The sequence below is a fragment of the Candidatus Xiphinematobacter sp. genome, from assembly GCA_016766635.1.
Classification (GTDB): domain Bacteria; phylum Verrucomicrobiota; class Verrucomicrobiia; order Chthoniobacterales; family Xiphinematobacteraceae; genus Xiphinematobacter.
The window spans coordinates 872,283-887,183 of the sequence record CP068473.1 but is presented as its reverse complement, the minus strand read 5'-3'; the positions used below and the strand labels follow the sequence as shown (position 1 = coordinate 887,183).

General features: G+C 49.7%; 13 protein-coding genes. 1 reads left to right on the top strand and 12 read right to left on the bottom strand.

The window, feature by feature from the left end; all coding sequences use genetic code 11:
• Window positions 1-14: 14 nt before the first annotated feature.
• From folP to icd, 6 genes are all read right to left on the bottom strand, one after another.
• Window positions 15-851: a dihydropteroate synthase gene (gene folP / locus JMM79_03910; GenBank protein ID QQY08360.1), complete on the bottom strand. Its 837-nt coding sequence runs from the start codon at window positions 849-851 to the stop codon at window positions 15-17.
• Window positions 852-2,144 carry a histidinol dehydrogenase gene (gene hisD, locus JMM79_03905; GenBank protein QQY08359.1) on the bottom strand — a complete coding sequence of 431 codons (1,293 nt, stop codon included), beginning with the start codon at window positions 2,142-2,144 and terminating at the stop codon, window positions 852-854.
• A gap of 671 nt (window positions 2,145-2,815) precedes the next feature.
• A protein-coding gene (gene prfB / locus JMM79_03900; protein QQY08358.1) for a peptide chain release factor 2 occupies window positions 2,816-3,965 on the bottom strand; the annotation gives its coding sequence in 2 pieces (ribosomal slippage) (window positions 2,816-3,904 and window positions 3,906-3,965; 1,149 coding nt in all).
• A gap of 297 nt (window positions 3,966-4,262) precedes the next feature.
• Complete coding sequence (locus JMM79_03895; protein QQY08357.1) at window positions 4,263-4,766, bottom strand: OmpA family protein; 504 nt, start codon at window positions 4,764-4,766, stop codon at window positions 4,263-4,265.
• 95 nt (window positions 4,767-4,861) lie between these two features.
• The gene (locus tag JMM79_03890) at window positions 4,862-6,016 is read right to left on the bottom strand and encodes a PD40 domain-containing protein (protein QQY08356.1); all 1,155 of its coding nucleotides are present in this window, start codon (window positions 6,014-6,016) and stop codon (window positions 4,862-4,864) included.
• A gap of 29 nt (window positions 6,017-6,045) precedes the next feature.
• Window positions 6,046-7,350 (bottom strand): isocitrate dehydrogenase (NADP(+)), encoded by a 1,305-nt coding sequence (icd, locus tag JMM79_03885; GenBank protein ID QQY08355.1) that lies wholly within the window; start codon window positions 7,348-7,350, stop codon window positions 6,046-6,048.
• Between the two features lie 1,052 nt (window positions 7,351-8,402).
• Between icd and JMM79_03880 the strand changes: the two genes are divergently transcribed.
• Window positions 8,403-9,803: an Nramp family divalent metal transporter gene (locus JMM79_03880; GenBank protein QQY08779.1), complete on the top strand. Its 1,401-nt coding sequence runs from the start codon at window positions 8,403-8,405 to the stop codon at window positions 9,801-9,803.
• 308 nt (window positions 9,804-10,111) lie between these two features.
• Here JMM79_03880 and JMM79_03875 read toward each other — a convergent pair whose 3' ends face one another.
• The 6 genes from JMM79_03875 to miaA all read right to left on the bottom strand — a co-directional run bounded on the left by JMM79_03875 (window position 10,112) and on the right by miaA (window position 14,741).
• Window positions 10,112-11,032: a hypothetical protein gene (locus JMM79_03875; protein ID QQY08354.1), complete on the bottom strand. Its 921-nt coding sequence runs from the start codon at window positions 11,030-11,032 to the stop codon at window positions 10,112-10,114.
• Between the two features lie 147 nt (window positions 11,033-11,179).
• Window positions 11,180-11,419 (bottom strand): 30S ribosomal protein S18, encoded by a 240-nt coding sequence (rpsR, locus tag JMM79_03870; protein ID QQY08353.1) that lies wholly within the window; start codon window positions 11,417-11,419, stop codon window positions 11,180-11,182.
• An 8-nt stretch (window positions 11,420-11,427) separates the two neighbouring features.
• Window positions 11,428-11,601 (bottom strand): 50S ribosomal protein L33, encoded by a 174-nt coding sequence (gene rpmG, locus JMM79_03865; protein ID QQY08352.1) that lies wholly within the window; start codon window positions 11,599-11,601, stop codon window positions 11,428-11,430.
• Window positions 11,602-11,629: 28 nt separating this feature from the next.
• Window positions 11,630-12,217, bottom strand: coding sequence for a TraR/DksA C4-type zinc finger protein (locus JMM79_03860; GenBank protein ID QQY08351.1), 588 nt, complete (start codon window positions 12,215-12,217; stop codon window positions 11,630-11,632).
• A gap of 116 nt (window positions 12,218-12,333) precedes the next feature.
• Window positions 12,334-13,626, bottom strand: coding sequence for a GTPase HflX (gene hflX, locus JMM79_03855; protein ID QQY08350.1), 1,293 nt, complete (start codon window positions 13,624-13,626; stop codon window positions 12,334-12,336).
• Window positions 13,627-13,754: 128 nt separating this feature from the next.
• Window positions 13,755-14,741 carry a tRNA (adenosine(37)-N6)-dimethylallyltransferase MiaA gene (gene miaA / locus JMM79_03850; protein ID QQY08349.1) on the bottom strand — a complete coding sequence of 329 codons (987 nt, stop codon included), beginning with the start codon at window positions 14,739-14,741 and terminating at the stop codon, window positions 13,755-13,757.
• Window positions 14,742-14,901: the final 160 nt, after the last annotated feature.

The window sequence follows — 14,901 nt, the reverse complement described above, 5'->3', positions numbered from 1 at the left end:
GAACATCAATAACCTTAGGGAAATAGGATAGCTTCCGTCATTCTAAGAGCCTCACGATGAGGTGTAGGCTCATGTACTCGAAACAGGCGGACTCCTTTTTCCCTGCAAAAACTTGTTAGAGCTATCCCAGGCCACAACCGGCTTTCCACGGACTGATCACCAGAAATAATTGAGAGAAAACTCTTGCGAGAAGCTCCAACAAGTACCGGATATTTGCCTCCAGTTAAATACGGGAGAGTAGCAAGGAGCTCCCTGTTGTGAGAGAAAGTCTTTCCAAACCCGACTCCAGGATCCAGCGCTATACTCATAGGATCCACTCCAGAGGACACGGCCATCCGTGCCCTTTGAAAAAGAAAATCCCGGACCTCTGTAGCTACGTTCGTATAGTAAGGCTTTTGTTGCATGGTGCAAGGAGTCCCTTGCATATGCATCAGTACTAGGCCAGCCTTTGTTTCTGCTGCCACAGAGAGCATTTTTGGATCTCCGCGGAGGGCTGTTATATCATTGATGATATCCGCCCCCTCTTCCAGGCAGCAACGGGCTATTTCTGCCTTGTAGGTATCAATGGAGAGTGGAACATTACTCCTCCGGCGCAGCTCTTGTACAATTGGCAGCACACGAGCTAGTTCTACGGCAGTAGAGACGGGCAAGGCGCCGGGGCGAGTGGACTCACCGCCAATATCTATGATGTCTGCTCCTTCCTCTATCAATTTAATTCCGTGGAGAACAGCAGCTTTCCTGCTAATGTAGTGTCCTCCATCCGAAAAGGAGTCAGGCGTCACATTAAGGACACCAAGAATAAGTCCTTGCCGAGAGAGATCTATATCCCTTTTCCGAGCGCGCCAAATCATTCACTTCTTTCTGGGAAGTCGCACAGAGGCGGAGTGTGCGTGTGCATCTAAACCCTCAACTTGACAAAGGGTATCAATAAAAGGCCAGCTCTTCAGCAAGGAATCCTCGTCAAAGCACAAGATGCTGGTGCGCCTCTGGAACTGGTCCACCATCAACCCTGAAAAGGATTTTCCTGCCCCCCCGGTAGGTAGTTCATGACTTAGGCCTGCTAGAAAGTCCCCTGCAGCTACTGGGGAGATGCCTCCAAGGAAGATGGATCCAGCAGCCACTAGTTGCCCAGCGACTTCCTCAGGATTACAGGTTGCTACGGAGACGTGTTCGCTAGAAAACGCGTTGGCTATCTGAATGCACTGACTCATCTCCTTGCAAAGGATGAGGCATGCATTTTTTAGGGAGTCTCTCAGTTGAGCCTTACGGGAGCAGAGCTTCGCCTGTGCCCTTATGCTCTTATGAACCCTGTCCAGCAATTGGGGAGCATCCGTAAGTAATACGGCTACACTCCCCAAACCATGTTCGGACTGTGCCAAGAGATCTGCGGCGATCCAGTCCGGCTGGGCTACAGCATCCGCAATCACCAGTATCTCACTTGGTCCGGGCAATAAGTCCACAGCTGTCCAGCCAAAGACCTGCCGTTTTGCCTCCACCACGTACGGATTTCCAGGACCAAAAACTTTTCGTACTGATGCAATAGTTTTTGTTCCATAGGCTAGAGCAGCAATCGCCTGGGCTCCCCCTATACGGTAAATCTCAGTAGCACCGCAAAGTGAAAGTGCTGCCAAAAGGGACGAGCTGAGGGAACCATCCACTCTACCAGGTGTAGCTACCACAATCTCTTGCACACCAGCAGCCATGGCCAGTGTACATGTCATCACTCCTGAAGATATGAGGGGCGTTGTCCCACCTGGTACATAAATACCCACACGATCCAAAGGATCGAAGCGTTCCCCTATCATGGCCCCTTGCATGTTTCTGGAGGACCAATTTTTCCGAAGCGTTTTCCTTGCAAATTTCAAAAGATTGGTACGTGCCGCTAGAATGGCGCGGCGTGCGGGAGGAGTGAGAGTGGCAACCGCAGAGGCAATTTCTTGTTTGTCTACGCGTAATTGCCTTTTCTCTAGCTCTCCCCCACCAAATTTTTTTGTATAGTGCAGAAGGGCCAAATCGCCGCTCTGTCTTACGTCTTGAATAATCTTGTGCACGCAAGATTGCACTGCGCGTTTGGGCTGCGAAGTACGGTTGAGTGCACTGAGCCGCTCATCAAAATTGCTATCAGTGTACCGCAGAATCTTCATCTGACACAGATTGTGTTCGAGTAATTGTCGGATTGTCCGGCATGCGGAAAGGAAAGTTGGTACTCTTCATGGTGAGATAAGTCAGAGGTACGCCAGCAGTAGCCAAAGGGAAATCTTAAGAGGAGAATCTTTATAGCCGGTCACAACCGCGATCAACGTGACCGTACCTTCCACCGGGCAGAAACTCGTCTCGCACTTGTTGCCATACCCCCCTGGAGAAACATTACACCTCCACCGCATCCCTCTTTCCATTGCTCCAGGAACAGCAGAATAGCCACACATTTGATATGAAAAATTCAGGAGAGGCCTCACAAAGTACTCCCATCAATGGCGACCACACCCGGGCGAGTGTTGGCCTTATTGACCAAGAACGCAAGAAGAAATCCTGAGACATAAATGGTAGGGAAGCGTGGGAGAGAGACGCCTCGTCTTTGGTCCCTAAGTTACCCCCCTAAAAGGCAAGTCCAAACCGTGTGCCTCGGCAAATACGAGCAATTGGTCAGATAGGCCCGTCAACTTTCCTATCGGAGCACTTACTTGATCTGGTGCAAAAGATTACCTCCTACACCTTACCCCCCTGGCGTCCCTTGTCAAAATCGCTTGTCCCAAAACAAAAACAAAGCCCGGCTCTAGGGAGCAGAACGAAATTTACTGATTACACACGGAAGGCGCTACATCCTCTCCTTCCTGGAGTCCGTCCGATTCTCTGCACGGGTCAGTCCCTGCAACAGGTGACCCTCAATGAAAGATTGAATACCACCGTCCATGACCTCATGAACATCAGTAGCTTGGACTCCAGTTCTTAGATCCTTCACTAACTGGTATGGCTGAAAGACATAAGAACGGATCTGATTCCCCCAACCAATAGTCCCCTTTTTCCTGGACTGAGTATTTCTCTCAGCCAGTTTCTTGTCTATCTCGATTTGGTAGAGCTTAGCCTTTAGTAATTTTAGGGCTGTATGACGGTTTTTCAGCTGACTCCGTTCATTTTGGCATGACGCAACGACACCCGTAGGACAATGAGTAATTCTTACAGCAGTCTCCACTTTATTCACGTTCTGCCCTCCCTTACCACTGCTGCGGTAGGTATCAATTTTTAGGTCACGCTCCTCCAAATGGATAGGAACTTCTTCAATCTCAGGTACTACGTCAACACTGGCGAAGGAGGTATGACGACGTCTGTTTGCATCAAAGGGGGAAATACGTACTAGGCGGTGCACCCCACGCTCCTGTCGGAGATAGCCATAGGCAAATTCCCCGCAAACCCGTAAGGTAGCGTACCTAACTCCTCCCTCTGCTTCCTGGAAGCTTACCTCTTCGTACTTCATGACAGGGCTACGCTCTATCCAGCGGGTGTACATTCGTATGAGCATCCGCGCCCAATCGCAAGACTCAACTCCTCCTGCTCCCGAGTGAACAGTAAGAAACGCCGAGTTTCTATCAAACTCGCCAGAAAAGAATTGGACTAACTCGAAGCGCGAGAGCTCTTCTACCAACCGTTGGTACTCAGTACTCACCTCTGCTGCTGCAGAAACACGCAGCTCTTGAGAAGATTCCTCGACAGCAATCTCTTGAAGTATTTCCAGCTCCTCTAATCTCTTCTGTAATACGTGAAACGGAAGCAGCTTAGAACGCAACTCAGATGCCTTACAAACGATACCCTCAGCTCTTACACGGTCTTTCCAGAAGGAAGGAGACGCTATCTCAATCTCCAGCTCTGCCAGGCGTTTAGAAATTGAAAATAAATCAAAGAGACCTCCATAACTCAGCCAAGCGTCCGGCGAGTTTGGAGGTATCCACCAGTTGGAAGTCTATAACCATTAGCTATCCTCAAAAAGCAGTTTGTCAAATAAACCGGAACTACGCTAGCAACACGACGCGCACAAGCACGGTCGGGCAAAGCCCGATGCAGTGGACATACAATCCTCATCTCTTGTCAGAAGTATCCCCCCGTCGATGCACACAACACCCATCCCAGAAACTAACTGCTGAAATAAGCCCCCTACCACCACAAGTAACCCGCTCTACTACACCCCCCGCTCTATCCCCGTATCCTGTCTTGCGACACGAGACCCAATACAGGGAGCACCACAAACTCTTAACTAGAAAAACCCCTAGCTAGTAAACCATCCCAATCTCTACACGACGATTCTTAGCCCATGCCGCTCCATTACTTCTAGAATCTACAGGCATCTCCTCACCAAAACTGACAGTCTGTAAACGATCAGCTCCCACTCCTAAGCTAATTAAGGCCTGACGCACTGCATTTGCACGCCGCTCGCCTAAGGCCCGATTGTACTCCTCGGTGCCCCAAGAATCTGTAAAACCAGCAATAATGAGCATCTTACTGTGTAGCTCTCTTATGGAAGCAGCAATACCCCTTACCTTACTCTGCTCCACCTTATTGAGGGAAAAGCTATCAAAGGAAAAATAAACAGGCTGATACTGACCGCGTTTAACATTACTCCCAAAGAAACTTCCCCCCTCCACGCGATCAGGTAACGGAACGGTCTTAACAAAATCCCCGCCGATCCCAGCATATCGCTCCCTTTTCGCACGGCAGGCAGGAAATCCAGCCCCAATAGCCAACACAAGCGCAAAGGAAAAGAGACACCTCTTCATAGGTCCCATCGTAAGCATGCTATCCTTCCTCGATCTCAAACAAGCCACCATTTCTTTCTTCTTTCTGTACACGGGACAAGCTCCCACCCAGAGGCTCACCGCCCCCAATAAGGCTCGGAAATCTTCTCATACCCGCAGAGAACGTGTGTAGTACAGCCAGTTTGAGAGTCAAGCAGAATAAGAGAATTACCATCCGTAAAGATTAGGTGTCGTGAATCTGCTCCCCAGGTAGGGTTCTCTCCCCGTGCCAACAGCCTGGTATTCCCCGCTATCAGATCCTTTACTGCTATGGCGAGACTACCATAAGACCAAACATTGAATGCTATCTTACGCCCATCTGGGGACCAATTTGGTTCTGTGCAATAGCCAAAGCCGGTGCGAACATGTTCGGCCATTCTGCTTCTGCCATTTATACTCACCCGATATAGTTGAGGCCCTCCCATCTCATCTCCCACATAGATAATTTCATGACCATCTGCGGACCACGTTGGTGAGGACGCTACTCCGCGCCGAGTACGGGTAATTCGGGATACTTTCTCTGCCAACATGTCGACCACGTAAATTTCTGGTCTTCCATCTCTGCTTGCTGTGCAAGCGATATAGCTGCCATCTGGAGAAAACGCCGCCCCTGAGTTAGTGCCAGGAAATCTCACTAACCGGTGGCGCGAGCCCGAGAGGAGGTTTACCAGGTAAATATCTGCATACCCACTCAGGTAACCAGTGTAGGCTAACCGACTCCCCCCAGGGTTTAACGTGGGCCTGACACTTATGTTACGATCGCGCGTTACTTGTTCTACTGTACTCCCATCATAGTCGCAAAGATAGATTTCCTTTCTACCAGTCCTCGTAGAAACGAACGCTACACGCTTGGAAGCTATCCCCATCTTACCTGTCAGGGCCTGCACGATGTCATCTACGAAGAGATGGGCCATCATGCGAAAATGATTCCTGTAGTTCCTGGAAAAAATACACTTTCCCGAGATATCTGTCAGCCGACCCACTAAGGATCCCCCAGACATTCTACCAGATACAGTGTACAATGCCTTTTCTCTTCCAGAAGAAGAAAACCACCCGCTAAGATCTAGATCATTTTGTAAAATGTGAGTCATAGCATTACCATCAGCACCGATAATCTGCGACAAGGCTAAGGGAATACGGTCACTTTTATAAATAGTAATAGTGGGGACTGCTTCAGCAGTAGCAGCACTAATGACAAGACAATAGAGGAAGAGGCCACCAAGATTTTTCATCTAGAGGTTCTGTGCTAATTTTCCTCTAACTAAAAGTGGGAAATAATATTATCCCCAAACTCAGAACACCTGATTTCAGAAGCATCTTCCATCAAACGGGCAAAATCATAAGTTACTTGCCTAGTGCCAATGGCGGCACTGAGTCCTCTGACTAAAATATCTGCAACCTCATGCCATCCCAAGTAACGGAACATCATTTCACCGGAGAGGATAATGGATGCTGGATTAACTCGATCTAAGTTAGCATACTTGGGGGAGGTGCCGTGGGTTGCTTCAAAAATCGCGTGGCCTGTCACATAGTTAATGTTGCCACCTGGCGCAATGCCAATGCCGCCCACCTGTGCAGCCAGTGCATCTGAAAGATAATCTCCATTCAGATTGAGGGTGGCAATGACATCAAATTCTTCCGGGCGCGTAAGCACCTGTTGCAGGACGATATCAGCAATGGCATCCTTAATTACAATTCCGTTAGGTAACCGATACCAGGAACTCCCCTCTATCCCTACAGCCCCAAATTCCCGCTTGGCTAGATTATAAGCCCACTTCTGAAAAGCACCCTCTGTAAACTTCATGATGTTCCCCTTATGGACGAGGGTAATGCTACGACGACTCTGCTCAACAGCATACCGAATAGCAGCACGCACAAGACGCTCGGTACCTGCCCGACTAACCGGTTTTACACCAATGCCTACTTCCGTCTCCCCGTAAAGATCAGGAGATAAATTTGCAACTCTCGCCCATTCTAACCCCCGCTTCTTGGATCCAAAACGAATCTTTTCAAAAAAAGTGGGAAATTCAGATTCCAGAAACTTGCACATAGAATTAGCTGCGGCGGTACCAGCTTCAAATTCAATACCTGCGTAGATATCTTCCGTGTTTTCTCGAAAGATGACCATATCCACTCTTTCTGGGCACTTAACTGGAGAAGGTACTCCGGAAAAATGCCGCACGGGCCGCAGACAAACGTAGAGGTCTAACATTTGCCGAAGGGCAACATTAAGCGAAGCAATACCCTCCCCTACTGGTGTGGAGAGCGGCCCCTTGATGCCGACAAGGTACTCTTGGAACGCTGCAACCGTCTCTTTGGGAAGCCAGTCACCAAATTTATCTCTAGCTGTTTTTCCGGCGTAAACCTCTGACCAGATAACCTTGCGGCTGCCGCTATAAGCCTTCTCTACTGCTGCATTAAACACACGCTCGCTAGCAGCCCATATATCTGGCCCACTTCCATCCCCCCGAATGAAAGGAATAATGGGATAATCAGGTACAACTAGCTTGCCGTGAGAAATAGCGATCTTCCCACTTTGTGGTGAAACAATTGCTCCGCAAGTCATAAGCTTTATCAAGTCGTTTCAGCATTGGAGAAAGGAGCCTGGCTACTCCTGCGAATCCCCTTAGTTCGCGCCTTACCGGCTAAAGTAGAAGAGAGGGGTGGGAAATGCCATACCAGATCAGAAACTACCATCGCCAGGGCAGCACCGGTAGATCCGTAGTGCGGTTTGAGCATGGCCGGGCACAACTCAACTCAAGAAGCCTACCACCCCGCGTACATGTGGGCGAGAAAAGAGAAGAATGCAAGCAAATATAAGGGAGGAGATCAAGATCAAACCGATCCCCCGGACGATTAGGTTCGGCAGAACGGACAGGTGCGCAATAGGCTGGTAAGGTCAGCATACTGAGAAGAGGAGAGGTAAGTTGGGGGGGAGCCTGTGGTGTATGGCGCGACACACCCATTCCCCCAAGGGAACATACGGATGCCACTCAGAAATTCTGTAAAATCCATGCAGACTAGGATACTCTCGATGTCCGTTTCTTGTTTGGACCGAGGCTAATGGTTTTCAAGATAGTTTTGTTTTCCTAGAAATCCCAGTACCTCACGTGTTCTCCAGACCGTTCCCCGCTTGGGAAAAAGTCTCTACGCACACCGTAACGGCGGTTCCGCGGAAAAGAAAGGGAATCCCCACTAGCTCAAGCTAGGAGCCATGTGTTATGGAGGGTGGAATTAGCCTCGCTATCCTGACAGCAGCAACCTTTTGTGCAATCATAAGTTACTGCTATCTGCTCATAAGAAGTTAGCCATATGCCGCTAGCCATTAGGAGCTGCGTCCTAGCTGGATCTTTTCCATATAGATTTCAACGAAGGCCGACGATTGTCTCTAAAGTTGGTTAGATCAGCTATTTCCAATATATTATAGCGCCCTTACTCCTTACATATTGCTGACGTATGCGCCTTTACCCTATAGCTATTTGCATGTGTTGTCAGTGCAATGAACTTTTCTGCCTACACAGAGAGTGGATGCGAAGACTGAATAAACCTTATCATTCTTCAGCCCACACCACTTTAGAGTGAAAAAGAGAGACAACATTGGTCCCTTATCTTTTTGGAATTGAGCAATTGAGCGACCCGCGGCCTACCAATTCACCTAGATCGGAGTGGCAGAGAGCTCCTTCTTTGCCAGAAGTCTTCCGCAGTGTCCACGTGCCGCAAGAAGGGAAGGGGCTTTTTGGATTTTGTCGCAAGCTTTTGGCATTCTCTGGGCCAGGTTATTTAGTAGCAGTAGGTTACATGGACCCAGGCAACTGGGCAACCAGCCTAGCCGGTGGAGCGCAATTTAACTACGCTCTCCTTCCAGTAGTCATCCTTTCCAGCTTTGCGGGGACCATTCTACAGTACCTCGCACTAAAGCTAGGAATCGCTACCGGAAGAGATCTAGCTCAAACATGCCGCGACCACTTTACCCCATGGGTAAACATGCTTCTATGGATCACGTGCGAAATTGCCATCACTGCCTGTGATTTGGCCGAAGTAATTGGGTCCGCCATTGCCCTAAATCTTCTTTTTGGTCTCCCCTTAGTGTACGGCACCTGCCTTACAGCCATAGACGTTTTGTTCATTCTTTCCCTGCAAAACAAGGGATTCCGCCTTATTGAAGCATTGGTGCTGGCGCTCATTCTTGTCGTTGGAGGAAGCTTCCTTGTCGAAATCATCCTGAGTCGCCCAGATCCAAAGCAGATATTCTCCAGCTGTTTACCGTCGATGGAGATCCTGAAAAACCCAAACATGCTCTATACAGCAGTGGGCATTTTGGGTGCGACAGTAATGCCGCATAACCTCTACTTACACTCGGCCATCTGTCAAACACGAAACTTCGAGCCTACTACAGAGGGACGGAAACAAGCCATTTTCTATGCTACTCTAGACTCCACACTCGCGCTTATATGTGCACTCTTCATCAATTCAGCTATACTTATCGTCTCCGCGGCTGTCTTCCACAAGGGAGGATATTTTCAAGTCGCTGAAATTCAGGACGCGTACAAGCTTCTTAGCCCATTATTAGGCACTGGAGTTGCAAGCTTTTTCTTCGCCTTAGCCCTTCTAGCCTCCGGACAAAACTCCACGTTGACAGGTACCTTGTCAGGTCAAATTGTAATGGAAGGATTTCTCAACCTACGTGTACATCCCAGCCTACGCCGACTCATTACACGACTCCTAGCAATCCTTCCGGCTGTATTTGTTGCTATTACTGCCGGAGGAGATACCGTCACTCGTCTTTTGGTCCTGAGTCAAGTCATTCTAAGCCTACAATTAAGCTTCGTAGTGATTCCACTGGTCCTGTTCACCAGTGATCGAGATAGGATGAGGCACTTCGTCAACACCTCAGCCCTCAGTTTTTTTTCCTGGACCCTTGCTATCCTTATTGTGGCTCTAAACGGATGGCTCTTGATAGGAACTTTTCGGACAGGATTTGGAATGAACCCCCTCCTTCTAGGGGGAAACTCCTTCTAAGGAAAGCACTCTTACTGTCTCCAGACAGCTTAGTGGCTATCTCTCACATGATGACAGGAATTAGCCTGCATGGTGGGGTTCTAAGGTCCGCCCTTAATTTAATGCTGAAACCCCTTCTGGGAACCGGCACACCTAGGCTGCTGCACCAGGCGTGGCTAAAATGGTGCTTGCCCCTGGCTGGTGTGATAAGGAGGAAGAGTCTTCATACAGGGGTAGGTCAGTATGGAGATGATTGTCTCTAGCAACTCTATCAAGCGACGATTGCAGCTCCGACTGCAAGTCGTATCAGAAAAGCGCGGCCCAGAGCCTCAGCCCAATTGTGCCACCCCGCAGAAACCGGTTTCCTTGGGGGGGAGATTACAGTTCTCGGGCGAAGAGCTATAGCGATGGCGGCTAGGATAGGAACCCAAGAAGACGAATTTCTCACACCACCGAGAAGCTTCCTCGAGCGCCACTTTTACAGAGGGATCTGCTACAGATCCGTCTATTTCTATGAGGAAAGTGTAACTCTCTGGTTTTCCAACTAGTGGATGGGAAACAAGCATACACAAGTTAACAGCACGACGTGAAAACGGCTCAAGAAAGGAGTATAAACTGCCACAAACGTTTTTTAGCTGAAACGTCGATGCAGTCTTCCATCGCCTTGATGCAACAAGAAATTCCCATTTTCCTGGAAGACCTATGACAAAAAACCTAGTCACATTTACCCCGTCCGGTTGAATAGGAAATTGCAGGATATCCAAGTGATAGAGAGATGCTGCGCCGGGCGCGGCAAGTGCTGCTGCATCACGCGAAATACTCGCTTTAGCTGCCGCAAACGCCGTACTCTCAACGGAGACGATACGAACACCTGGAAAGTTGGCAGCTAGCCACTCCCTATGGTGCCGAATGGGAACAGAGTGCGAATATATACGGCGTATTCTCTCTCCCTTGTGCCCAAGAAGTGCAAGCTGCACATCCAAAGATAAGTCCTCCAAAATATGGACGGCCCCGACCTTAGCCAGTAGCATATCCACCGTGTCATAAATTGCCCCACCAGAGGAATTTTCGATTGGAACTACTGCACAAGAAGCCTCCAGGTGACTCAGCAAGAAGTCGAAAATAGCACTGATGTTAGGTTTGGCGACCAGTCTGGTATCTTCCCCGAAGCGGCGCAACGCCACCATATGGGAAAAGGTGCCCATGGGGCCTAGATACACAATAGATGGGCCAATGGAACCCTCCGCCATAAAAAAAGCACCTCCTCACTCAGACCAAAAGCACTCCGAGTAGAACTCTCCCCGTTCGGACGGAAAACCCTCTTTTGTTTAAAGCGTCTCCCAAAAAAGGAGAAATCGAGGAAAAATGGAGGCCCCAGGGAGGGCCTAAGAGGGGGATTACTTCATTAACAAAACCGCCCGGGCGCGTTTAACTTGGCGAGTGATTCTACGATGCAAATGAGCTGGCATCCCCGTCGTACGACGCGGAAGAATCTTTCCACTCTCCGTGACAAAGCGCTTAAGAAGATCCGGATTCTTGTAATCAATAGCACCAGCGGCAATATCAATCCTCCTCCGCGGCATCGAGCGGTTGGCTCTTCGGAAATTGGAGCGGCGCTTAGTGTTTCTGGGTGGCATTATGGAGCTCAGCTAACTTCACGGTGTACGGTACGCCGCCTAAGGAAGGGGTTGTATTTCTTCTTCTCGAGCCGCCCCTGAGTACGGGGGCTTTTCTTATTCCTAGTGGTTACATACCGAGACACAGGCCTTCCTTCAGCTGCAGCCTCGATACATTCCAGTGTGACAATTTCTTGAACCATGGGAATACCTCTATAAGCTTCTCAAGCCTCATTCCTTATTATCGGCGGAATCTTCCTCTTCTCCTTCGTTGCCTTCTTCGTCAACTAGTCCAAATAGAGAAGAAACAGGCTGGCGTATCCGCTGCAGCCGACCACGCCTTTCAAGCTCAGCCTGACACTCGATCGTATAACGAGCGAACGGGACAGCCTCTAGGCGAACCTGAGGGATCGCCTTCCCACACATCTCACAGAGACCGTAGGTGCCATTCTCTATGCGCTTGAGCGCCTGGTCAATCTCATAAAGAGAATCCTGCTCCTGGGAAAGGAGACTTAAGGAAAAATCACGATCGTAGGCATCACTACCAGCATCTGCCTGATGCATCCCGAACGCAGAGGCCTCACTTCCCTCAGCACGTGAACGCAGGCTATCCCTCCCCACCCCTCGCATAGAATCCAGCAGGGTATCCTTAAGAGCCAAAAGACGCTCACGCTGGCGGCGGAGGAAGCGCCTTTTTTCCTTCACTGCGGCATCCCCAAAGGGAACCGAAGCAGAAGAAGCGGACGGAGCGGAACCGGAGCCGGCCGGACGCCCCTCCCTCCCCTCTCTCTCGCAAGATCTGTCCTTAGGTGTAGCCATCTCTCTAGTACCAACCCGCGGTCTCATGCTAGCTATAGAACGAATCTTCTGGCAACAGAATATTCTCTTTTTTCATTTTTCAGCAAGGCCAGCTTTTTGTATTCTCTTACTTTTCGCTATTCCGTTGAGAGTTGAGAGGTAACTTCGAAAGATACAAGCCGTTGCCTTAGTGCTGGCGAAATATAAGCGGTCACCCAAGCAAACCCGTCTTTGTAATGAGCAGAACTTATTCCACTCTGGTGGAGTTCGGCAAGGAGAGCAGATTCAGTAAGAGGGATTTGATACTCTGCTTTTAAGCGCCGGGCGCCTAAGTCTGCCTCTAACTGCTGAAAAAAAGCGTCAATCCCTATCCCAGTATACGCTGAAACTGCCACGCTACCTGGATGGCGCCTTAATTGTGTCTGGACAAGCTCCGGATTGTGTACGCAATCTACCTTGTTAAAGGCTAGGATAACTCGCTTTCCACCTACCTCTAACTCCTCAAGGATCGAATCAACTGCTATCATTTGTTCGTGGTACCTTGGATGGCTGAGATCCACTACATGAATCAGAAGGTCAGCTAGTTGTGTCTCCTCTAGCGTAGCTTTAAAGGCATCAATTAACGTGTGGGGGAGCTTACGAATAAAGCCTACAGTGTCTATCAGCAAAACTTTTTGTCGACTTGGGAGGAGAACCTGCCGCGTGGTTGGATCTAAGGTGGCGAAGGGCTTGTCTTCTGTGAAGACCCCGGATCTAGTGAGCCGATTAAACAAGGAAGATTTCCCAGCGTTCGTGTATCCGACGAGCGCTGCGACAGGCCAATTTTTCCTTAACCTCCCATTTCGCTGAACGGAGCGGTTTTTGCGTACAGCGGCGAGCCCTTTCCCTAGCTTGGTAATGCGTTCCTGGACACGTCGCCGGTCAACCTCTAGTTGTGTCTCTCCTGGCCCTCGAGTGCCAATGCCCCCGGTCTGCCTGGAAAGGTGTGACCACATGCGTGTAAGCCTGGGAAGGAGGTACTGCAATTGTGCGAGCTCGATTTGAAGACATCCCTCGCGGGTGCGTGCTCTTTGGGCAAAAATATCTAGGATGAGCTGTGTGCGATCCAGAACTTTACAATTGGTAATGCACTCCAGGTTTCTTCCCTGGGCTGGAGAAAGCTCGTCGTCAAAAATGATGGAAGTAGCCTGCCTTCTACTACACCGCTGAGCAATTTCTTTGGCTTTTCCCTTCCCTATGTAGAACGGAGCAGTCGGTCTTTCTAACCGCTGTATACAGGTTTCTACGACTTGAGCGCCAGCGCTAGACGCCAATTGACAAAGTTCTTCCAAGGACTCTGCAATATCCCACGGTGTTACCTCCCTATATCCAACCGACCCTACTAGTAAGACTCTCTCTCGGCGGGGGGAAAAGTGGAATACACGGCACACAAGCTAGACTATTTCCTCTATCACCCTGGTATAATACAGCAGGGTACCCCTTTCGACAAAAAGTAAATCCAAGAGAATAAGCCATAGGTACTATTTTACCAGAAGGAACTGGGGCAACCCCAGCTGTCTCAGGAAGGCCTTCTTAGGCCTAGTTCCAAGTACTCCTTGACCTTCCTAGCGATCATTTCCACCATGTCGCGCGCGCTGCTACTGCTACCTTGGGAGAGATATAGCGGAACAAAGTTAGTCCGGCTTCTGAACCAGGCCAACTGCCTTTTTGCATACCGATACGTCGCCGCGCAAATCGCATCTCGGCATTGCCTCTCATTCATTTCCCCGTCAATGCATGCAACAATCTCACGCAACCCAATCGCTTGCGAGGCCGTTCTCCCCATCCGATTACGCATCCCCGCCACCTCTCCGACCACGCCCCGTTCCCACATCTGGCACACACGATGCACAATGCGTCCGTACAACTCTTCCCGTGCACGTACAAGCACAAAAGCTTGAGCTTGAGTGGAAATAATCTGCCGGCTGTTGGTGCGAAAAACCCCTAAGGGCTTACCAGAAAGCTCGCAAATTTCGACTGCTCGAAGAACTCGTCTTCTATTACGTATATCCACCTTGTTGCCTGCATGTGGATCTACCCTATCAAGGCGTTCTAGCAGCTTCTCAAGGGACAACTGCTCTAATTCTCTCCGAAGGGACAAGTTGCTTGCTGGAAGAGGGTCTAAACCTTGGATCAGAGCACGAAAGTACAGCCCCGCTCCCCCAACCACTATCGGTATTCTTCCGCGTCGAAGAATATTTCCAATCTCCCTACACGCTTCTAACCGATAGCGCCAGACGTGATAGTTTTCCTCAGCAGGTATGTGACCTATGAGATGATGAGGAATTTGTTCCAGTAGTTTTTGTTCTGGTTGGGCAGTCAAAATAGATAGCCCAGAGTAGACTTGCAAGGCATCAGCTCCAATGATCTCACCTTTGACCTCGCGTGCTAATTCCACGGCCAGCGCTGACTTCCCTACCCCCGTTGGGCCAGCAAGAAAGATCGGCTGCAGAAGTAGATTACAAAATCCAATGTCGCTCTTCGATGATCCTACCTCCGCTAACAATTAACCTACGCTCTACGCGCGCCTTTGCTGCGCAGTCCGGCAACCGTCCTAACGCGCCCCGCGTCCTTTCCTTTCATGTCCCCCACCAATGCAGCCCCAGGGTAGCGGTTCTGACAGCCACAAACTACTCCCGGGTGAAGGGTATAACACCATCCATCTT